Here is a 20,067-nt window from a genome sequence, read left to right on the forward strand (position 1 = left end):
CCGTCCCGCTGCCGGCCTGCGACGCCGTCACGCGTCGGAGACCGAGTCGAACTCCACCTCGTCGCGCCCCACTCCCTGCGCCTCCGCGTCCACCGAACGGCGCAGCGCCTCGTGCAGTTTCGCCGGGGTCAGCACACCCGCGAAGCGGGCCCCGTCCACCACGGCGACCCACCCGGCGTCATGCTGGAGCATCTCGCTGAACGCCTGCTTCAGCGGTGCCCCGAGCGGCACCCACGCCTCCATCCGGCGCGCCAGATCGCCGACGGTGCCCTGTTCCCCGGCGATGGCCAGCGAGTCCGCCGAGACCCAGCCGTGCAGCTCGCCCGTGGCTCCGAGGACCACGGCCCAGCGCGCGTCCTCGGCATGCAGCCGGGCGGCGGCGGCCGCGGCCGGCTCATCGAGGCGCGCCACCGGCGGCTGCTCCAGGTCGTCGACCTCGATCGCGGTGACCGAGAGCCGCTTCAGGCCGCGGTCCGCGCCGACGAACCGCGCCACGTAGTCGGTGGCCGGAGTGCCGAGCACCGCGCCGGGCGTGTCGAACTGCTCGATGCGGCCCTGCCCGTACACGGCGATACGGTCGCCCATCCGCACCGCCTCCTCGATGTCGTGGGTGACCAGCAGCACCGTCTTGCGGACCGTCGCCTGGAGGTTCAGGAACTCGTTCTGGAGCCGCTCGCGCACCACGGGGTCGACGGCGCCGAACGGCTCGTCCATCAGCAGCACCGGGGGATCGGCCGCCAGCGCACGGGCCACGCCGACCCGCTGGCGCTGGCCGCCCGAGAGCTGGGCCGGATAGCGGGAGCCGTACGTCTTCGGGTCGAGCCCGACCAGGTCGAGGAGCTCCGCGGCGCGGGCGCGGGCCTTCGCCTTCCTCCAGCCGACCAGGGACGGGACGGTCGCGGTGTTGTCGAGGACCGTCCGGTGCGGGAAGAGGCCCACCTGCTGGATGACGTAACCGATCCTGCGGCGCAGCCGCACCGGGTCGACCCGGGAGATGTCCTCACCGTCGACCAGGATCCGCCCGGAGGTCGGTTCGATGAGCCGGTTGACCATCATCATCGTGGTCGTCTTCCCGCAACCGGACGGGCCGACCAGCGTGACCAGTTCCCCCTCGGCGACCTCGAAGGTCAGCCCGTCGACGGCGGTCGTGCCGTCCGGGTAGACCTTGCTGACCTGCTCGAACCGGATCATGGCTCCACGCTAGGCCATTTCGTGCCGGATCGGCCTTGCACGTCCGGGGCCCGGCAGCGCGGGGTGCCCGGCCATGTGGTGCACTGGGCGACGGGGGAGCAGCAGGAACGTTCAGAGCAGGAGCAGCCTTGACCAGCTACCGGCAGCCGGGCCTCGTCCTCACGGACCGCCACTTCACGGTCCCTCTCGACCATGCCGACCCGGGAGGGGAACAGATCCGGTTGTACGGCCGGGAGGTCGTGTCGAGCGCCCGGGCGGGGGCGGAGCTGCCCTGGCTGCTCTATCTGGAGGGCGGTCCCGGCTTCGGTGCCCGGCGCTTCCCCGGCAAGCAGGCGTGGCTCGGCCGCGCGGTCCAGGAGTTCCGGGTCCTGCTGCTCGACCAGCGCGGCACCGGACTCTCCACGCCCGCCAACCGGCAGACCCTGCCGCTGCGCGGCGGCCCCGAAGAGCAGGCGGAGTACCTCGCGCACTTCCGCGCCGACAGCATCGTGCGCGACTGCGAGGCCGTCCGCCGCCAGCTCACCGGCGGGGCCCGGTGGACGGTGCTCGGCCAGAGCTTCGGCGGCTTCTGCGCCACGCACTACCTGTCGACCGCGCCGGAGGGCCTGCGGACCGTACTGATCACCGGCGGACTGCCCTCGCTCGACGCCCGCGCCGACGATGTGTACCGGGCGGCCTTTCCCCGTATCCAGCGCAAGGTCGAGGCCCACTACGCGCGCTACCCGCAGGACATCGAGCGCGCCCGCCGGATCGCCGCCCATCTCGCCGAGCACCGCACCGTCCTGCCCGGCGGCTACGTCCTGACGCCCGAGGCGTTCCAGTCGCTCGGCATCCAGCTCGGCACCGGGGACGGCAGCCACCAGCTGCACTACCTGCTGGAGAACGCCTTCGTCACCGGAGCGGACGGCGACGAGCTGTCCGACGCCTTTCAGGAGGGCGCGCACGCCGCCCTGTCGTACGCCGCGCATCCGCTCTACGCCGTGCTCCACGAGGCGATCTACGCCCAGGGCGGGGCCCCCACGGCATGGGCGGCCGAGCGGGTGCGCGCCGAGTTCCCGCAGTTCGACGCGGCGAAGACGCTCGCGGACGACGGACCGCTGCTGTTCACGGGCGAGTCCGTCCACCCCTGGCACTTCGAGACCGACCCCGCCCTGCGCCCGCTGCGCGAGGCGGCGGAGCTGCTGGCCCGGCGCACCGACTGGCCCCCGCTGTACGACGCGGAGGTCCTCGCGGCCAACGAGGTCCCCGTCGCCGCGGCCGTCTACCACGACGACATGTACGTCGACACGGCTCACTCGCTGGCGACCGCCCGGACCATCCGGGGGCTGCGCACCTGGGTCACCGACGAGTACGAGCACGACGGCGTCCGCGCCTCGGGCTCTCGCGTACTGGACCGGCTGCTGGCACTGGTACGGGACGAGGTGTAGGCAACGGCCCCCGGGCCGGGGCAGACCCTGACCTGACCTGACCTGACCTGACCTGACCTGACCTGACCTGACCTGACCTGACCCGGCTCCCGGTGAGGCGGGGTGGGGACGGCTGTTCCCAGATGGGCAAGCGACCGCTTAGTATGCGGCAGGCAGTGGTACGCCCTACACACCGCGGAGGCCCCGAGATGCAGGCATGGCGAGTGCACCGGAACGGCGAGCCGAGCGAGGTGATGCGCCTCGACGACGTCGACCGCCCGGAGCCCGGCGAAGGACAGCTCCTGCTCAAGGTGCGCGCGGCGAACATCAACTTCCCCGACGCGCTGCTGTGTCGCGGCCAGTACCAGGTGACCCCGCCGCTGCCGTTCACCCCCGGCGTGGAGATCTGCGCGGAGACCGAGGACGGCCGCCGCGTCATCGCCAACCCCGCCCTGCCGTACGGCGGCCTCGCCGAGTACGCCGTCGCGGACGCCGCCGCCGTACTCCCCGCGCCCGAGGCGCTCGACGACGCAGAGGCCGCGGCGCTGCACATCGGCTACCAGACCGGCTGGTTCGGACTGCACCGCCGCGCACAGCTGAAGGAGGGCGAGACGCTGCTCGTCCACGCGGCCGCCGGTGGAGTCGGCAGCGCCGCCGTCCAGCTCGGCAAGGCCGCGGGCGCCACGGTCATCGGCGTCGTCGGCGGTCCCGAAAAGGCCGCCGTGGCACGTGAACTGGGCTGCGACACCGTCATCGACCGGCGCTGCGACGACATCGTCGCCGCCGTCAAGGACGCCACCGGCGGCCGGGGCGCGGACGTGATCTACGACCCCGTCGGCGGCGACGCCTACACCAAGTCGGCCAAGTGCGTGGCCTTCGAGGGCCGCATCCTCGTCGTCGGCTTCGCCAGCGGCACCATCCCCAGCCCGGCCCTGAACCACGCGCTCGTCAAGAACTACTCGATCGTCGGGCTGCACTGGGGCCTCTACAACCGCAAGGACCCGCGGTCCGTCCTGCGCTGCCACGAGACCCTCACCGAATACGCCGCCAAGGGCCTGATCAAGCCCCTGGTCAGCGAGCGGGTCGCCCTCGGCGCCGCCGCCGGCGCCGTGCAGCGCGTCGCCGACGGCACCACGACCGGCCGTCTCGTCGTCGTCCCAGAAGGAGCCGCCGCATGACCGGCGTCACCGACACAGCCGAACTGCGCCGGCGCACCCGTGAGTTGCTCGCCGCGCATCCGCCCGCCACCACCGGCCGCACTGACTTCCTGAAGGCCCGCTTCGACGCCGGACTCGCCTGGGTCCACTACCCGGCCGGGCTCGGCGGGCTCGACGCCCCGCGCTCCCTCCAGGCCGTCGTCGACGCCGAACTGGAGGCCGCGAGCGCCCCCGGCAACGACCCCCGCCGGATCGGCATCGGCCTCGGCATGGCCGCACCCACGATCCTCGCGTACGGCACCGAGGAGCAGAAGCGGCGCTTCCTGCGCCCCCTCTGGGTCGGCGAGGAGGTGTGGTGCCAGCTGTTCAGCGAGCCCGGCGCCGGCTCCGACCTGGCCGCACTCGGCACCCGCGCCGTACGGGACGAGGCGACCGGCGACTGGGTCGTGGACGGTCAGAAGGTGTGGACCTCCAGCGCCCATCTCGCCCGCTGGGCCATCCTCATCGCCCGCACCGACCCCGATGCGCCCAAGCACCGCGGTATCACCTACTTCCTGTGCGACATGACCGACCCCGGCGTCGAGGTCCGGCCGCTGCGCCAGATCACCGGCGAGGCCGAGTTCAACGAGGTCTTCCTCACCGGGGTGCGCATCCCCGACGCCCACCGCCTCGGGCCCGTCGGCGACGGCTGGAAGGTCGCCCAGACCACGCTGATGAACGAGCGGGTCTCGATCGGCGGCATGCGCATCCCCCGCGAGGGAGGCATGATCGGCCCCGTCGCCCGCACCTGGCGCGAACGCCCCGAGCTGCGCACCCACGAGCTGCACCAGCGCCTCCTCGCCCTCTGGGTCGAGGCCGAGGTCGCCCGCCTCACCGGTGAACGGCTGCGCCAGCAGCTCGTCGCGGGCCAGCCCGGCCCCGAGGGCTCCGGCATGAAGCTCGGCTTCGCCCGCCTCAACCAGGAGATCAGCGGCCTGGAGGTGGAACTGCGCGGCGAGGAGGGCCTGTTGTACGACGACTGGACCATGCGCCGCCCCGAACTCGTCGACTTCACCGGCCGCGACGCCGGCTACCGCTATCTGCGCGCCAAGGGCAACTCCATCGAGGGCGGCACGAGCGAGGTGCTCCTCAACATCGTCGCCGAGCGCGTACTCGGCCTGCCCGCGGAGCCGCGCACCGACAAGGACGTCGCCTGGAAGGACCTGACGCGATGAGCACCCAGCCGGACAGCATCCAGCCCGACACCCAGCCGGACCTCCTCTACTCCGAGGCCGAGGACGACCTGCGCGCCGCCGTGCGCTCCCTGCTCACCGACCGCTCCGACCACACGGCCCTCCTCGCCCGCGCCGAGTCCGGCGTGCCGTACGACGACGGGCTGTGGCAGGCGCTCGCCGGCGGCATCGGCGCTGCGGGGCTCCTCGTGCCCGAGCGGCTCGGCGGTCAGGGCGCCACGCACCGGGAAGCCGCGGTGGTGCTGGAGGAGCTGGGGCGGACGGTGACCCCCGCGCCGTATCTGAGCAGCTCGGTCATCGCGACCGAGACGCTCCTCGCCCTCGACGGCACGTCAGGTGAGGCCGCCGAGCTGCTGAAGGGCCTCGCCACCGGCCGTACGGTCGCGGTCCTCGCACTCCCGCTCGCCGCCGCGCCCGGCGCGGAGCTCCCGGTGAGCGGGACCGTGACCGGTGTCGCGGACGCGGCTGCCGCCGACGTCCTGCTGGCGGTCAGGCCGGACGGGCTCTACTCCGTGGAGCGCGCCGACGCCGTCCTCGTGCCGCAGACCGCGCTCGACCTGACCCGTCCGCTCGCCTCCGTCACGGTCGACGATGCGCCCGGGACCCGGCTCGCGGACGCCGCGACAGCCCGCGCCGCCGTGCGCCGCGGGCTGCTGGCAGGCGCCGGACTGCTCGCCTCCGAACAACTGGGCGTGGCCGTCTGGTGTCTGGAGGAGACCGTCCGCTACACGCGCGAGCGCCATCAGTTCAACCGGCCCGTCGGCTCGTTCCAGGCGCTCAAGCACCGGATGGCCCAGCTCTGGCTGGAGCTGGTGAACGCCCGTGCCGCCGCCCGCAACGCGGCGGACGCGCTGGCCACCGGCAGCGCCGAGGCGCCGCTCGCCGTGGCCGTCGCGCAGGCGTACTGCTCGCGCGTCGCCGTGCACGCCGCCGAGGAGTGCGTCCAACTGCACGCCGGTATCGGCATGACCTGGGAGCACCCCGCCCACCTCCACCTCAAGCGCGCCAAGGCCGACGAGATCGCCCTCGGCACGCCCGGCCGCCACAAGGAGACGCTGGCGCAGCTCGTCGGACTGCCCGCCCCCCACTGAACCCCGCCGCCCACTGAACCTCCGACTCGCACTGCACCGGCGGCGGGTAAGGGGCGAGCCGCGTCTTAGCGGAGAAGATGCGGCACCCGGAGAGCCGGACCCTCGTTCCAAACGTGCTCCCGCGAGTTTCCCGTGGGCCCGCTACCTCCCACGAGGCGTCGTACGGGAGTTCTCTGTCGAGCTCGTCGCGACCCTGGCCGCCGCCACCGAGCCGGACACACTACGGCCGTTGCGCTGCTGATCACCGAGTGGCGCCACCCGGCCGAGGTGCACGCCGACCCCGAGCCGCACGCTGCGCTGCCTCGGGATTCCGGTGAGGGCTTCGGGCCCCTCCCGGAGCCCGGAGCCGCTGCGTGAGCCCTAAGCGCGCGATCTCGCGGCCCCGCCCCCGGGGCCGGCAAGTACGACGTGCGCTTCGCGAATCGCGAACCTGCGGAGGGATGGGCGGAGTTGGGATCACAGGCTCCGCCAACACCCGCGCGGCATGGCAGCTGGTGCGCACCGACCGCCCGGCCGTACGGACCGAGCGGCACCACTGCCTCAAGGGTGAACTGGCCCACGGCACCCACCGCGGACAGATGAACTGCGGATCGACGCCGTGCTGATGAAGATCAACAGTATTACGCGCGGCTGTGCCAACCACTTCAAGCATGCCGTCGCCAAGCACTCCCTCGCCGCCCTGCGCCAGTTCATCTGGTGGCGGGTAGTGAACATGGTGCGACGACGGCATCGCTGGAAGTGGCTCCAGGTATGGCGATGGCTGACTAGCCCGCGCGGCTGGAAACCCATCTCCTGGGGCGGGATCACGCTGTACGACGTCTACCGGACACCGGACACCCGGTACCGGTGGCGCGGCAACTACATCCCAACCCTCTGGTCGATCGCGCTCACCGAACCAACGGCATGACACTCGTGGAGAGCCGGATGCGGTGAGAGTCGCATGTCCGGTTCGGCGACCGACCTCTGGCCCCGGACCCGGTGCGTGGCGTGTGTCCGCCTTGCGCCTGACAGAGCTCTGCTCGAAGTGACGAGTCCTCTCCGGCGATACCGAATAGGCGGTAGACCCACAGGGCGACCGTCGTACGCCTGGACGCCGGCTCCGGCGGGCGTGAAGGGGCTGACCAGCGTGTTTCCGGCGGGTGGTCGGCCGTCGTTGTCCGGGCTGAGGTTATTGTTCAGCTGCTCGTGTCACTGCTGGAGTTTGGTGAGGGAGGCGGCAGTGATGGCTTTGAGGAACTCGTGGTGGCCGGCGCGGTAGTGCATGCCCTCGTCGCCGAGCTCGACGGTGCTAGTCCGTAGGGCCTCTCTGGGCGTCCCGCGTGGTGAGCGTCTTGTCCCCGTGCCGGTTGCGGTAGTTGGTGGCCGAACGTAGTGACTCCAGAGGGCGAACCAGTACGGACTGGGAGAGAGCCACCGTGCATCTCCTCCCCTTGATGAACTAAGCGTCCATCAAGGATAGTTGCACGGTGGCCGACCCCTGCGCCGGGACCGCACACTGCTAGCCGGAGTGCACCGGCGCACCATCAAGGTCGATCGGCTTCACCATCACGCCGGACGCCATCGAGGTCGGCTCCCTTCTGTTCCGTGAGCCCAGCGAAGACTGTCTGGTCAAACGCCTGACCGTCGAGGGACTGCAAGGCGCGATCCGCTCACCACTCGTCGGACGCCGATGAGCGGCCCGCCTGGTGCGGCCGGTCCAGCGCGGGATGCCACGATGTCGGACAAGAGGGCATGGACGTCCCTTTGATCACGTGAGCCTCAGCACCCCGCATCTACACCCCATTCAACGAATTTGCCGAGACCTGCCACCCCGCTTTGCAGTCAAGTGGACCGGACCTGTGAATTTCCCTGCAGGAACCAGCCGGGCTTCTTGGGGGCCTTTACGACTTTACCGATACCTGAGCAGGCGATGTAGAGGTCGTTGCCATCGACTGCCACGCTTGTCGGCGTGGCGAGGTTTGTGATGACCGGGGTTGCCTGTCCTCCTCCGGCCTTGGGGGCCTTTACGACTGTGCCGTTACCTGAGCAGGCGATGTAGAGGTCGTTGCCATCGACTGCCACGCTTGTTGGCGTGGCGAGGTTTGTGATGACCGGGGTTGCCTGTCCTCCTCCGGCCTTGGGGGCCTTTACGACTGTGCCGTTACCTGAGCAGGCGATGTAGAGGTCGTTGCCATCGACTGCCATGCCCAGTGGCCTGGAGAGGTTTGTTACGAAAGCATCGGTAACCTGTCCCCCATTTTTTGGGATCTTTTTCACCTCGTCCCACCCAGTAACATAAAGACTGTCAAGATCTACCGCCAGAGAGTTCGGATTATCTAGTCTATGGCTAAGTTGGAGATCGGTGCCCCCTCCGCTGCCCGACAGAGGGATCTTTACTATCCATTGAGCTGTGTCAATTGAACAGTTACACACGTATAGTGTCTGCTGGACCATGTCCACCGCGGCAACCAGGGGGCCTGTGGTGACCCCCAGCTCTTCGGAAGAGATTTTGCCTTTGGTCTTGGAACCCTTCACCACTGCCGTATACGATGTATGGTTACCTGTAGGGGGGACGTTTTTGGTGAGGTAAATATCGTCGCCGTTAATCGCCAGGATACGAGGCAGACCTATGTCTTGAAGTGTGGCTGTTGTGATTAGTTCGGCGCTTCTTGAAAATTGGATAGATAAGGTGTTGGCTGCTGCTGAGTAGTTGCCATTTTTAGTGGCGCGGAGGGAGACGCTGTAGGCGGTTTCGTTGAGGCTGGTGGGTATGGAGATGCTGGTGCGGTCAGTGTCAGTCGCCTGTGTATGGGGGTTGGTGGCGGACATGTAGGTGAGTTGGTAGCGGGTCAGTTCGCTGGTGTCGTCAGGGGCTGTCCAGGCGAGGGTTTCCCCGTTTTGGAGATGGAGGTCCTTCGGAGGGTTGATCTTTTCGCCTTCCAGGAATATTCTCAACTCGGACGCGACGTTACTGTCAGTCATTGGCTGAATCTCTTTCATTCTCCGATTTTGCAGGTCGGTGGGCCTGATGCTGACGGGTTGTCAGTCTGCTGGTTTAGGGTGATGCAATCCTGTCAGAAGACCTATCGCTGTAGCCTGCCTTCACTCGCTTTCTCGAGGTGGGCGCCGCCCTCGATGGGGATCTCGTGCTGCGGGGGAAGGGTGCCGGCACTCCGCAAGGTCGATCCTCTTGCCGCTTGTCGGTCTTGGATGAGCGCATGCCGTAAAGCCGGTGTAAGGGTGGTGAGGTCTTTCATCCTGCCCCGGAAGAGTTATGAGGCTTTTAGCGGGTGGTGACGTAGCGAAGCCACGGGTCGTTGGCTGTGATGATCTCAATGAGCACATCCGTCGACCGGGGGCGACGGCCTGGCGCTGCGTCGACGAGATAATCGAGCTTCTGGCCGGGTAGGCTCCGGGCTGGTGTGAAACCCTAAGGGCTGTCCTGTGAATGATCTGGGACGCGCTGTTGGCCTGCTCGTTTCTCCGTCATTCGGCCAGTGCCTGAGGTTGTGCAGGCGGGGCGATGCCCAGCACGGCGTGGTGAACGCCCTCGCCTTTCAGGCGGCAGTCACGGAGGATCTTCCAGCTCTTCATCGGGGCGAAGGCGTGCTCGACGCGGGCGTGGACTTTGCGATCGGAGGTGTTGTGTTCCTCCTTCCAGTCAGGTAGTTAGCTCTGCCCGCGTTCGCGGCGGTGCGGGATGACCAGCCCGGTGCCTCGGTTGCCACCGTCAGCGATCACCATGGTGTCCCCGACGGCGGCCTTCGCGCCGGACAGTTCCCACGCCTTGCAGTCGTTGCGGTTGCCTGGCAACGGCCGGCCGGCCACGACGACGAGCCGTGTGTAGGAATCGATGACAACCTGGTGATTGGTGGAGTTACCGGTAGTTCTTCGACTGCTCGGCCACCGCGTGGTCACGGGGTGGGGATCAAGGTTCCGTCCACGATGAGCACCGTGTCCTTGCGGAACCGCGTGCGGGGCCGGAGCGCAAGAAGAGGCCCGAGTTGGTTGATGATGCGGTCGGCCGCAGAGTGGGAGATGCCGAACAGCGGCGCGAGCTGGCACAGCGTCAAGCTGTTGCGCCAGTATGCCGCGACCAGAAGCACCCGGTTCTGCAGCGGCAGACTCCACGGCCGACCGCGGCGGACCGCGTCCGCCCCTTCGTGCTGCAGTATGGTCAACCTGCCGAACTGCCGCGGGCTCCACCCGGTGAACGGAGCTGTCCAGGACGGCTCCGACGCCGTGATCACACCAGCCACCGCAAGATCCTCACACGGATCCCGTCGGCCACTGGCCCGCTGATCACTTGCTGGACAGGCGGAGATCTCCGGACCGGGTATCGCACCTGACACGGCCGGATTCGAAGGGAGCAAAGCTCCAGCTCACACACATAAGCGGGACAGCCCTTAGCGGCCGGGATAAACGCGACTGCGCTTCGGGCAACTCAAGACCTTCGGGTCCTGGGCGATGGGCACGCTACTCCACCTGCCGCGTCAGCCGCACCGTCCACACACTGCTGATTTGCGACTACTCAGGTTGAAGGTGATTCAGTGAAACCGTCTTTCCTCTCCGTCTGTTGAAAAGCTTCTGGAATCGGCGAACGCTCGGCACGGTGTGTACGGGCCCTCGGGGTTTCTGGTGCTGCGATGTGCGCGGTAGTCTTCACGCAGTGGCTCCACCCGGGCGCGCGTCCGTTGGGAACACGGAGCTCAGACACGATACTGATCCTCGCTCAGCCAGGCTCCTCAACGATGGTGGCCACGCTGCCGGTCTGCCGTTTTGCACGATGTCGGACCGCGCGCTGCCGGCAGAACGATCGGGTACGGGTGGACCAAGGAGTCGACCATGGGCTTCGGCGGGCGCGTCGCAGGCGCCCGTGAGGAACGCACCTCATACAGAGAGGTTCGCGACCCGCAGCGCAAAGCCCGCTATCCGGCGGACGTTCACCACGCGGATGTGCACGGGTTCAAGATTACGCGACGGGTGGCTGGCAAGTGGGATGATGTCCGGGGCTGGACCAAGCGGGCTCGAAGTCGTCGCCCGCAGTGACCCAACCTCGATACGAAGCGTGACATGGCGATCGAAGTGCGTCAAGAAGCCCCTTTCTTTGATATTCCGAGACTGTGACTCTCCGCCCACGCGCGCAAGCACCTGAGTGTGAGCGAACAGAGAGCAGGCCAGATCCTCGACAGCCGAGGAGGCCCCGCTCGAAGAGGGTCGCCGTCCGAGCACCACGTGGTCGACATCGGTCGGGAAAGGACCGGCCCTGACGCCGGGCCACGAAGTCGGAGGTTGCTCTGTGTCTAGGCCGATGGGTGACCGCGATACGCGTACTCAGCCACCGGCACCGGGCGCCGCGGCGGCAGCGCACGGCGGTCGGTGTCGTCTTCCAGCAGCCGCGGATGGCCGCCGACCCGCGGCTGCGGCTGCGCGATCTCATCGCCGAGCCGCTGCGCGCCAACGGGCGGCGCGGCGAGGCGGCCGGCGCTCGCGTGGCCGGGCTGGCCGTCGCCGTCGGACTCACCGACGACCTCCTCGCCCGCCGTCCGCACGAGGTGAGCGACGGACAGCTCCAACGCGCCTGCCTCGCCCGCGCCCTGGCGCTGCGCCCGCGCTGGCTGGTCTGCGACGAGATGACCGCGATGCTCGACGCATCGACGACCGCGGCGCTGGTCACAGCCGTCGAGCGGTACCGCGCCGACACCGGCGCCGGTCTGCTCGCCGTCGGCCACGACCGCACCCTCCTGGCACGCTGGTGCGACCGCACCGTCGACCGCACCGTCGACCGCACCGTCGACTGGACCGCCGATTCCGCGTCCCGCGGCTGACGGGTGGCCGACGGCGCCCCCGCGCCGGTTGAGCACCGCGTGACCAGTGGCCGAACTCTTCCCCGCGACCTGCCCATTCGGCCCGAGCGGCACGGATACTCGCCGTGTCCCGCACGCCCCGCAGAGCCCGGAGGCCCCATGGACCGCACCACCCGTCGCGCCGCCGTGACCGCACTCACCGCCGCCCTGGCCGGAGTCGTCGTCGCGTCCCCCGCCGCCCAGGCCCTGCCCGCCCCACGGCACCCGCGCACACCCCGCCCGCTGCGCCGCGCGCACGCCCACAACGACTACCTGCACACGCGGCCGCTGCACGACGCGCTGGACCACGGCTTCACCAGCCTGGAGGCCGACATCTTCCTGGTCGACGGGGAGTTGCTCGTCGCCCACGAACCCGCCGAGCTCGACCCGGCCCGTACGCTCCGCTCGCTCTACCTCGATCCGCTGCTGGCCCGTGTGAAGGCCAACCACGGATCCGTGTACCGCGGTCACCGGCGGCCGGTGCAGCTGCTCGTCGACATCAAGAACGACGGGGTGAACACATACCTCGAACTCCACCGCCAACTCCGCGAATACCGCCGGATCCTGAGCACGTACGCCCACGGCACCGTGCACCTCGGCGCCGTCACGCCCGTCATCTCCGGCGATCGCGCGGCCCGCGCGCCCATGGAGGCCCAGTCCGTGCGCCACGCCTTCTACGACGGCCGGCTCGACGACCTCGCCGCCCCCGCCCCGGCCTCCTTCATCCCGCTGGTCTCCAGCAACTGGACGCAGAGCTTCGGCTGGCAGGGCACCGGGCCGTTCCCCGCCGCCGAGCGGGAGCTGCTGCACACCCTCGTGTCCACCGCACACTCCCGCGGGCAGCGGGTCCGCTTCTGGGCCACCCCCGACGCGCCGGGCGCCGCGCGCGACGCGGTCTGGACGGAGCTGCTGGACGCCCGCGTCGACCACATCAACACGGACGACCTCGCCGGCCTGGAGAGCTTCCTGCGCTCGCGCGGCGAGTAGCGCCACACCGCAGGCCCGCGCCGCCGACGCCCGTCGACTGCGCGGGCCGACTGGGCGGGTCGGCGGCGCGGGTCAACGCCCGCGTCGAAGACCACCCGGTCGGCGGACACGCCAGTCGGCCATCCGGCGCCTCCACTCCGCCACACTGGCGGCCGAATGCCGCAAATCCGCTGCGGCGGCGAAGGAGGTAGGGGGATGGCCGTGTCCGTCTCAGTCGTACTGCTGCTGCTGGTGCTCGCCGTGATCTATCTGCGCAACGGCGGTCTGAAGATCTCACACGCGCTGGTGTGCGCCCTGCTCGGCTTTCTCCTGGCGGGCACGAGCATGGCGCCTACCATCCAGAGCGGCGTCACCGCCACCGCGGACGTGGTGAGCCGGCTGAAGCCCTGACCACCGGGCCGGGCCGGCCGACGCCGCGCCCGGACGGATGCCCGACGCCGAGCCCGGACGGATGCCCCACGCCGCGCCCGGACGGATGCCCGGCGCCGAGCCCGGCGGGCGGCGGCCCCGCGCCGGGCGTTCAATGAGACGTATGCGTGCCGCGAGGCGCGCGCGACTCCGCAGCAGCCGCACGCGCGCCGTATCGGGTCTGGCCGCCGCGCTCGCCGGAGCGATGGCCCTGGCCTCGGGCGCCTTCGCCCCGGGCGCCACCGCCGAGCCGAGCCCGCCGCCGGCCCCGAAGCCGCCCCCGGCCCAGCCTCCGCCGCAGCTCACCCAGGCCGACGTGGACGGGGCCGTCGCACGGCTCGACGGTGTCGTCCAGAGCATGATGAAGCGCACCGGCGTTCCCGGAGCGGCCGTAGGTGTCGTGTACAAGGACCGGGTCGTCCACCTCAAGGGCTTCGGCAAGCGACACATCGGCAGGCCCGGCGACGTCGGCGCAGACACGGTGTTCCAGCTGGCCTCCCTCTCCAAGCCGGTCAGCTCCACCGTGGTCGCCGGCACCGTGGAGACCGGAGAGGACGCCGCCGCGGACGCCTCCACCGTCACCTGGGACGAGCCCGTGACGCCCCACCTGCCCGGCTTCGCCCTCAAGGACCCCTGGGTCTCCCGCCATGTCACGGTCAGCGACCTGCTCTCGCACCGCAGCGGACTGCCCGACCACGCGGGCGACCTGCTCGAGGACCTCGGCTACGACCAGGCGTACATCCTCGGGCACCTCCGCCTCGAGCCGCTCGCCCCCTTCCGGGCCAGCTACGCCTACACCAACTTCGGCTTCACCGCCGCCGCGGAGGCCGTCGCCCGCACCAAGGGCGTCAGCTGGCAGAAACTCAGCGAGGACACCCTCTTCAAACCCGCGGGCATGGACGCCACCAGCACCACCTTCGCGGACTACGAGAAGCAGGCCGACAAGGCCGTCACGCACGTGCGGACCGCCGACGGCACCTGGCAGGCGAAGTACGTCCGCGACGCCGACGCCCAGTCGCCCGCGGGCGGCGTCAGCTCCTCGGTCACCGACATGATGCGCTGGCTGAGGCTCCAGCTCGGCAACGGGAGACTCGACGGCCGGCAGATCATCGACGCCGGGAACCTGGAGCACACCCGTGTGCCCCAGATCGTCTCCCAGCCGCCCGCGGCCCCCGCGGCACGCACCGGCTTCTACGGCCTCGGCTGGAACGTCGGCTACGACGACCGGGGCAGGCTCCGCCTGAGCCACTCCGGCGCCTTCGACCTCGGCGCCAACACCAACGTCACGATGCTCCCGGGCGAACAGCTCGGCATCGTCGTGCTCACCAACGGCCAGCCGGTCGGCATGGCCGACGCGGTCGCCCTCGACTTCTTCGACATCGCCCAGTACGGCAAGCCGACCACCGACTGGCTCCCGGTCGTCGCCGCGCTCTACGCGCAGGAGGCGGACGCCGGCAGGTCCTCCGTCGACTACGCCGATCCACCCGCGGACGCGAAGCCCGCCCGCGCCGACAGTGCGTACACCGGGACGTACCACAGCGCGTACTACGGCAAGGCCGTCGTCACGACCGACAGGAACGGCCTGGTGCTCGAACTCGGGCCGGGCCCCATGCGGTTCCGGCTGGACCCCTACGACGGCGACACCTTCAGCTACGTCACCTCCGGTGAGAACCAGGTCGGCCGCACCGGGGTCGGCTTCACCGTCGGTGCCGGGGGCAGGGCCACCAGCCTGCGCGTCGACTACCTCGACGGCGACGGCCTCGGGACCTTCACGCGCGGCTGAACGCCGCCTCGCGCGGCACCGCCGGTCGGCCTCCTCAGGTCAGCTGGGGCATCTCGCCCTCGGTCGTGGTGATGTCGATGACCGCGAACGCCGCGCCCTGCGGGTCGACGAGCGCCGCGAACCGGCCGAAGGGGCTGGTCATCGGCCCGAACGCCGGTGTGGCGCCCAGCTTCTGGGCGGTCGCCACCGCGGCGTCGCAGTCCGGGACGGTGAAGTAGACCTGGATGTACGAGGGGACCTCGGGCGGGAACTCCTCGTCGGTCATCCTCATCCGGCCGAGCGTCGGGCCCTCGCCGAGCCCGTAGATCTTGAAGTCCATGGCCGGGTCGTCCAGTGTCTTCACGTCGTAGCCGAAGACGGCGGGGAAGAACGCGTCGGACTTCTCGGGCGCGCGCGTCATGACCTCGGCCCAGCAGAAGGCACCGGGCTCGTTCTGCGCCTCGAACCCCTTGTGCGTGCCGGACTGCCAGACGCCGAAGGTGACACCGCCCGGGTCCTGGGCGAGGCACATCGTGCCGAACTCGCCCACCTCCATGGGCTCCATGAGGACCGTGCCGCCCTTCTCACGGATCTTCCCGGCGGTCGCGGCGGCATCGGGCGAGGCCAGGTACAGGCACCACTGCGACTGGCCCTCCTGGCCCGGCATCGGCGGGACGACCGCGGCGACGGCCTTGCCGTCCGCGTACGCCTCCGTGTAGTTCCCGTACTCGGACGACGCCTCGCCGAACGTCCAGCCGAGGACTTCGGAGTAGAAGGTCTTCGCGCCCTCCAGGTCGGTGAACATCGCGTCGGCCCAGATCGGCGTGCCTGCGAGTACTGCGGCCATGACTGACTCTTTCTGCCGTGTCGCCTGTGTTCGGCCATGTCGGCCGGATCCGGATGGTCCTGCCGTGCCCACGCTAACCAGGGCAGGACCGTCCCGCGCGGTGACACCGGGATTCAGCCGCGGAAGGAGCCTTCGATGCGGGAGAATACGCCGATGCCATTCGGCACCGGCCGCTCCGCCCCGCCGCTTTGGCGGTCACGCACGGTCACGGCTGCCGGTAGGCCACGCCCGGCAGGCGAGGACGGCGACGAGCACCGCGCACGGATCCGGGCACGGCATGCCGTCACTTCGCCCCCGGCCACGGTGTCCGGTCAATGCTCCCCATTCTCCGGGGAGTCGACCGGACGCCAGGGGCTAGGCCCTGACGTTCGGATCTTGCCGGGCTCGCGTGTCCTGGTACGCACACCTGCCGCGTTGTCGTCAGTCGCCGACTCCCCCGTAGCCCTTCGGGCACGGGAGGTGCCCCCACCGCGTCGACTCCTTCCTCCGCCTTGCAGCTGCACGCACCGCTGTGACATCAGCCGCTCCGCGCCGGGCCGCTCGCTGATCCGGCCTGATCCGAACGACAGGGTGCCTAGGAGCCGACCAGGCGGGAGCGGATCAGGAAGCGCACACCCTCGGGCGCCTCCAGTGAGAACCCGCTGCCGCGGCCCTCGACGACGTCGACGATCAGACGGGTGTGCCGCCATGCCTCGTACTGGCTCGCCGACATCCAGAAGGCCACCGGTTCGGCCACTCCTTCGACCGACAGCCGGGCCAGCAGCACGTCCGAGCCGCCGGTGCGGAACTCGCCGTCCGGGTAGCACATCGGCGTGCTTCCGTCGCAGCAGCCGCCCGACTGATGGAACATCAGCGGCCCGTGCTCGGCGCGCAGCCGCCTCAGCAGCTCGGCGGCCGCGGGTGTGAGCTCGACATCCATCCGCAGCTCCTCTCGTTGTCCTCGCCATGCCCGCTCCGGGCCGGCGTGGCAACGGCCCAGTGAACCCCCTCCGACGTTGCGAGGGGGTTGCACCGGGCCGTGTCATGGCGCGGTCGGACGTCAGGCGTCAGGCGAGCCAGTGGTTGCCGGTGACGGCGATCATCACCTGGAGCTGGATGCTGGAGCCGTAGTAGCTGCCCGAGTCGAGCGGGGTGGCGTTGAGCTTGTTCCACAGGGCGTCCAGCCATGCCTGGCTGCCGCTGTCGGCCGCCGCTGCCACCGCGAAGGGGGCGATGAAGGCGACGGAGGAGCCGGACTCGGCCACCGTGCCGTCGAGCCGGTAGCCCTGCTGGATGTTGTTCGGGTTGCCGCCGGTCGCCTGCTTGATCCAGGTGTTCATCTTGCGCACGGCGGCGAGCGAACGGCTGTCACCGGTGGTGAGCGCGTCCACGCCGATCCGCCAGGGGTCACGGCAGGCGTTCCACGAGTACGACCCGTCGAGCGGCGACTCCAGCACCTGGCCGACCGCGGGCCGCGGGTTCGACGTGGTGTCCTGGACGAAGTCCGGGAGCAGCCCGGTGTTCGGCGCGTACTGCGACTGGAGGCTCGCGATGAGGGACTGGTGCCGGTCCCTGATGGTGTCCCAGGCCGCGTCCCCGGTCGCCTTCCTGAAGGCGCGGAAGTGGCCGGGCAGCCAGTCGGAGGTGCGGCTGATGGTGTCGTAGCTGCCGGACGACCAGTCGCCGAGGTTGGTCAGGTTGGTGCCGGAGACGATCTCGCTGCGCTCGATGGCGTTGATGCGCCGGACCGCGAGGTCCTTGTAGTGGTACGTGCCGGTGGTGCTGCCCCACTGCCGGTCGGCGAGGAGCAGGGCGTAGGCGATCTCCAGGTCGCCGTCGGTGGCGGAGTCGCTGCCGTTCACGCTCTGGCAGGAGACGTTCTGCTCGGCGGCGTGCAGATCCGCGTCGTTGACCGAGGGGTGGTCGAGGACGTACTTGAGCACGCGGTCGAACGAGGTGCGGGCGTCGGGGTCGGCGCCGGCCATCGTCGCCAGGATGGTCAGCCCATATCCCTGGCCCTCGGCGACGTACGGGTGGTCCGCGTCGGGGGAGGCGATGGCGGACCAGCCGTTGCCGCAGTCCGACCTGAGGAAGGCGCTCTTCCACTGCTGGTAGTAGGCCACGACCTTGGCGTCGTTGGTGGCCTGGCTGCCGGAGACCTTGATGGTGCCCGAGGCGTACGGGAAGGAGTGGCTGCCGAAGGGCACATTGACCCCCGTGCCGGTGCCGGGGTCGGTGGTGACGTTGACCGTGGTCGTGGCCGGGGAGGTGTTGCCGGCGGCGTCGCGGGCGCGGACGGTGAAGCCGTAGGCGGTGCTCGGGGCGAGTCCGGTGACGGTGGCGGTGGTGCCGGTCACGGAGGTGGCGAGGGTGGTGCCGCGGTAGACGTCGTAGCCGGTGACTGCGACGTTGTCGGTGGCGGCGTTCCAGGCCAGGCTGACGCTGGTGGAAGTCTTCGCGGTGGAGCGGAAGTTGGCGGGGGTGGTGGGGGCCTGGGTGTCGCCGCCGCCTGGGCCGCCGGGTCCGTCGAGGCTGATGTCGTCGGCGTAGTAGGTGCCGGTGCCGTACCAGCCGTGCAGGTAGATCTCGGCACTGGTCTGCGAGGCGCCGGTGGTGAAATTGACGGTCAGCTGGGTGTACGACCCGCTCGAAGCGGCCCAGGTCGAGGTGGCGCCGGTGACGCCGAGGTAGACATTGCTGCCGCGGACCCAGCCGGTGAGGCTGTAGGCGGTGTTGGGCTGCACGGACACGGTCTGGGTGCACTTGGCGTTGTCGCTCGCGCTCGCGGCTCCGGCCAGCGCCTTCGTACCGCCGTGCACGGGCGAGCTCACCACGGACCCCAGTCCGCCGCTGCACGACCAGCCGGACAGGGAGCCGCTCTCGAAGCCGGGGTTGGTGAGCAGATTGGCGGCATGGGCCGGGCCGGGCACGACGAGCACCGCGGCCGCTGCCATGAGGGTCGTGCCTGCTGTGCCGAGCAGGCGTGATCGCAAACGCACAGGACCTCCCGAAGGGCGGGATGGAGGGGGACGGAGAACCGGGACGGAAAACCGTGGGGGCGATGGCACGACAGCTTCGTGACCGTGGCGGTTCACCGTCAAGGGCTTTGGTTAGGAAACTTTCCTAACGTGCCGGGAACGCGGAGTTCTGCACGAACTCGTGGTGCTCGTGGTGCTGGTGGTGCCGGTGATTCCCCATGGTGCTGCATGGTGGTGCAGCGGCGATCCTGCTCGGGCTGATCCGGCCGCCTAGTGTGGGGCCGTGAGCGGTGAGCGAGAACTACGGACTCTGCTGAGCGGCATGCGCCCGGAACTGAACCCGGGGCGCTATGTCTTCACCACCGTCGACGGTGGTATCCCGGCCGGGGTGACGCCCGTGGTCACCGTCCGCGAACCGGAGGGTGTGACACTCGTGGTCCCGCTGGGGGAGGCGGACGCGGCAGGACTCGCCTACGACTACGTGGCGGGCTGGATCACACTGCGGGTCCACTCAGCCCTGGACGCCGTCGGCCTGACGGCCGCCGTCGCCAGGGAACTCGCCGACGCGGGCCTGAGCTGCAACGTGGTCGCCGGCTTCCACCACGACCACCTCTTCGTCCCGTACGAGCGCGCCGCCGCGGCGGTCACCCTGCTGGACGGCCTCGCGCGGCGGTCCGTCTGACCGCGGTCCTTCCGGCCGGTTCCGGCCGGTTCCGACCGCGCTTCGGCCGCGCTTCGGCCGGGCTCCCGCCGGGCTTCGGCCGGGCTCCCGCCGTGCTCCGGCGGCGCTACGGCAGCCGGCGCTCAGGCGTGGTCGACGAGCTCGGCGACGCCCCGCTGGCGCGCGCAGTGCGCGCAGCAGAAGAACTGGCCGTTCGACTGGAGGCCGTGGCCGAGGATGCGGCACTGGCAGTTGTCGCAGATCGGTGCCATCTTCTGGGCGGCGCACTCGATGCTGTCGAAGGTGTGCACGGCGCCTGCGGCATGCACCTCGAACGTCAGATCGTAGTCGTTGTGGCAGACTTCGCACACGGCCATGGACGATCAGCTCCTCGTTGCTGCGGTGACACGGCGGGGCCGCCGGGCGGCACCCCTGGAAGGTATCGGGACGGCGCGCCGAACCCAGGTCGGCGCGTTGACCGAGGTCCCGCCGGCGGGCGGGAATCACCCGCCCGGACGCGGAGCCCCGACACGCGGCAGCCCC

16 protein-coding genes and 2 pseudogenes are annotated in these 20,067 nt (G+C 70.0%); 11 read left to right on the plus strand and 7 right to left on the minus strand.

Going from position 1 to position 20,067, the window contains the following annotated elements:
- Window positions 1-27 precede the first annotated feature (27 nt).
- Entirely contained in the window at window positions 28-1,191 is a 1,164-nt protein-coding gene (locus KK483_RS33585; RefSeq protein ID WP_262008982.1) for an ABC transporter ATP-binding protein, read from the minus strand.
- 128 nt (window positions 1,192-1,319) lie between these two features.
- On the opposite strand from KK483_RS33585, the gene KK483_RS33590 reads away from it, so the two are divergent.
- The 6 genes from KK483_RS33590 to KK483_RS33615 all read left to right on the plus strand — a co-directional run bounded on the left by KK483_RS33590 (window position 1,320) and on the right by KK483_RS33615 (window position 6,984).
- The gene (locus tag KK483_RS33590; RefSeq protein ID WP_262008983.1) at window positions 1,320-2,618 is read left to right on the plus strand and encodes an alpha/beta hydrolase; all 1,299 of its coding nucleotides are present in this window, start codon (window positions 1,320-1,322) and stop codon (window positions 2,616-2,618) included.
- 188 nt (window positions 2,619-2,806) lie between these two features.
- A complete protein-coding gene (locus tag KK483_RS33595) occupies window positions 2,807-3,775 on the plus strand; it encodes an NADPH:quinone oxidoreductase family protein (RefSeq protein WP_262008984.1) in 969 nt (322 codons plus the stop codon).
- On the plus strand, window positions 3,772-4,968 hold the full coding sequence (locus KK483_RS33600) for an acyl-CoA dehydrogenase family protein (RefSeq protein WP_262008985.1): 1,197 nt from the start codon (window positions 3,772-3,774) through the stop codon (window positions 4,966-4,968). Before KK483_RS33595 ends, KK483_RS33600 begins: the two co-directional genes overlap by 4 nt.
- Window positions 4,965-6,077, plus strand: a complete 1,113-nt coding sequence (locus KK483_RS33605; protein WP_262008986.1) for an acyl-CoA dehydrogenase family protein — start codon at window positions 4,965-4,967, stop codon at window positions 6,075-6,077. Before KK483_RS33600 ends, KK483_RS33605 begins: the two co-directional genes overlap by 4 nt.
- A gap of 440 nt (window positions 6,078-6,517) precedes the next feature.
- On the plus strand, window positions 6,518-6,682 hold the full coding sequence (locus KK483_RS33610) for a hypothetical protein (protein ID WP_262008987.1): 165 nt from the start codon (window positions 6,518-6,520) through the stop codon (window positions 6,680-6,682).
- Window positions 6,682-6,984, plus strand: a complete 303-nt coding sequence (locus KK483_RS33615) for a group II intron maturase-specific domain-containing protein (RefSeq protein WP_262009806.1) — start codon at window positions 6,682-6,684, stop codon at window positions 6,982-6,984. Before KK483_RS33610 ends, KK483_RS33615 begins: the two co-directional genes overlap by 1 nt.
- 914 nt (window positions 6,985-7,898) lie before the next feature.
- On the opposite strand, the gene KK483_RS33620 is transcribed toward KK483_RS33615, so the two are convergent.
- Window positions 7,899-9,056 carry a hypothetical protein gene (locus tag KK483_RS33620; RefSeq protein WP_262008988.1) on the minus strand — a complete coding sequence of 386 codons (1,158 nt, stop codon included), beginning with the start codon at window positions 9,054-9,056 and terminating at the stop codon, window positions 7,899-7,901.
- Window positions 9,057-9,559: 503 nt separating this feature from the next.
- Window positions 9,560-10,315 (minus strand): annotated as a pseudogene (locus KK483_RS33625) (transposase); the annotation flags it as partial.
- A 1,071-nt stretch (window positions 10,316-11,386) separates the two neighbouring features.
- Here KK483_RS33625 and KK483_RS33630 point away from each other — a divergent pair.
- The 4 genes and pseudogenes from KK483_RS33630 to KK483_RS33645 form a co-directional block, all read left to right on the plus strand.
- A pseudogene (locus tag KK483_RS33630) lies at window positions 11,387-11,884 on the plus strand (ATP-binding cassette domain-containing protein); the annotation flags it as partial.
- A gap of 138 nt (window positions 11,885-12,022) precedes the next feature.
- Complete coding sequence (locus tag KK483_RS33635; protein WP_262008989.1) at window positions 12,023-12,889, plus strand: phosphatidylinositol-specific phospholipase C/glycerophosphodiester phosphodiesterase family protein; 867 nt, start codon at window positions 12,023-12,025, stop codon at window positions 12,887-12,889.
- A gap of 195 nt (window positions 12,890-13,084) precedes the next feature.
- The gene (locus tag KK483_RS33640; protein ID WP_242331523.1) at window positions 13,085-13,279 is read left to right on the plus strand and encodes a hypothetical protein; all 195 of its coding nucleotides are present in this window, start codon (window positions 13,085-13,087) and stop codon (window positions 13,277-13,279) included.
- A gap of 142 nt (window positions 13,280-13,421) precedes the next feature.
- A complete protein-coding gene (locus KK483_RS33645; RefSeq protein WP_262008990.1) occupies window positions 13,422-15,080 on the plus strand; it encodes a serine hydrolase in 1,659 nt (552 codons plus the stop codon).
- 34 nt (window positions 15,081-15,114) lie between these two features.
- Here the strand turns inward: KK483_RS33645 and KK483_RS33650 are convergent, their stop codons facing one another.
- The 3 genes from KK483_RS33650 to KK483_RS33660 form a co-directional block, all read right to left on the minus strand.
- Window positions 15,115-15,906, minus strand: a complete 792-nt coding sequence (locus tag KK483_RS33650; protein ID WP_262008991.1) for a VOC family protein — start codon at window positions 15,904-15,906, stop codon at window positions 15,115-15,117.
- Window positions 15,907-16,480: 574 nt separating this feature from the next.
- Complete coding sequence (locus tag KK483_RS33655; RefSeq protein ID WP_262008992.1) at window positions 16,481-16,825, minus strand: DUF779 domain-containing protein; 345 nt, start codon at window positions 16,823-16,825, stop codon at window positions 16,481-16,483.
- A gap of 127 nt (window positions 16,826-16,952) precedes the next feature.
- Window positions 16,953-18,839 carry a glycosyl hydrolase family 8 gene (locus KK483_RS33660; protein ID WP_262008993.1) on the minus strand — a complete coding sequence of 629 codons (1,887 nt, stop codon included), beginning with the start codon at window positions 18,837-18,839 and terminating at the stop codon, window positions 16,953-16,955.
- Between the two features lie 307 nt (window positions 18,840-19,146).
- Here KK483_RS33660 and KK483_RS33665 point away from each other — a divergent pair, with 307 nt between their 5' ends.
- Entirely contained in the window at window positions 19,147-19,545 is a 399-nt protein-coding gene (locus KK483_RS33665) for an ACT domain-containing protein (protein WP_262008994.1), read from the plus strand.
- A gap of 122 nt (window positions 19,546-19,667) precedes the next feature.
- Here KK483_RS33665 and KK483_RS33670 read toward each other — a convergent pair whose 3' ends face one another.
- On the minus strand, window positions 19,668-19,901 hold the full coding sequence (locus tag KK483_RS33670; RefSeq protein WP_242331528.1) for a hypothetical protein: 234 nt from the start codon (window positions 19,899-19,901) through the stop codon (window positions 19,668-19,670).
- Window positions 19,902-20,067: the final 166 nt, after the last annotated feature.

It is taken from the genome of Streptomyces sp. FIT100 (genome assembly GCF_024584805.1).
Taxonomy (GTDB): Bacteria; Actinomycetota; Actinomycetes; order Streptomycetales; family Streptomycetaceae; genus Streptomyces.

Coding starts and splice junctions, on each gene's coding strand:
- KK483_RS33640 (WP_242331523.1), top strand. CDS start 13,085: ATGGCCGTGTCCGTCTCAGTCGTACTGCTGCTGCTGGTGCTCGCCGTG.
- KK483_RS33605 (WP_262008986.1), top strand. CDS start 4,965: ATGAGCACCCAGCCGGACAGCATCCAGCCCGACACCCAGCCGGACCTC.
- KK483_RS33655 (WP_262008992.1), bottom strand. CDS start 16,825: ATGGATGTCGAGCTCACACCCGCGGCCGCCGAGCTGCTGAGGCGGCTG.
- KK483_RS33635 (WP_262008989.1), top strand. CDS start 12,023: ATGGACCGCACCACCCGTCGCGCCGCCGTGACCGCACTCACCGCCGCC.
- KK483_RS33595 (WP_262008984.1), top strand. CDS start 2,807: ATGCAGGCATGGCGAGTGCACCGGAACGGCGAGCCGAGCGAGGTGATG.
- KK483_RS33650 (WP_262008991.1), bottom strand. CDS start 15,906: ATGGCCGCAGTACTCGCAGGCACGCCGATCTGGGCCGACGCGATGTTC.
- KK483_RS33585 (WP_262008982.1), bottom strand. CDS start 1,191: ATGATCCGGTTCGAGCAGGTCAGCAAGGTCTACCCGGACGGCACGACC.
- KK483_RS33670 (WP_242331528.1), bottom strand. CDS start 19,901: ATGGCCGTGTGCGAAGTCTGCCACAACGACTACGATCTGACGTTCGAG.
- KK483_RS33660 (WP_262008993.1), bottom strand. CDS start 18,839: ATGGCAGCGGCCGCGGTGCTCGTCGTGCCCGGCCCGGCCCATGCCGCC.
- KK483_RS33645 (WP_262008990.1), top strand. CDS start 13,422: ATGCGTGCCGCGAGGCGCGCGCGACTCCGCAGCAGCCGCACGCGCGCC.
- KK483_RS33620 (WP_262008988.1), bottom strand. CDS start 9,056: ATGAAAGAGATTCAGCCAATGACTGACAGTAACGTCGCGTCCGAGTTG.
- KK483_RS33610 (WP_262008987.1), top strand. CDS start 6,518: ATGGGCGGAGTTGGGATCACAGGCTCCGCCAACACCCGCGCGGCATGG.
- KK483_RS33600 (WP_262008985.1), top strand. CDS start 3,772: ATGACCGGCGTCACCGACACAGCCGAACTGCGCCGGCGCACCCGTGAG.
- KK483_RS33615 (WP_262009806.1), top strand. CDS start 6,682: ATGAAGATCAACAGTATTACGCGCGGCTGTGCCAACCACTTCAAGCAT.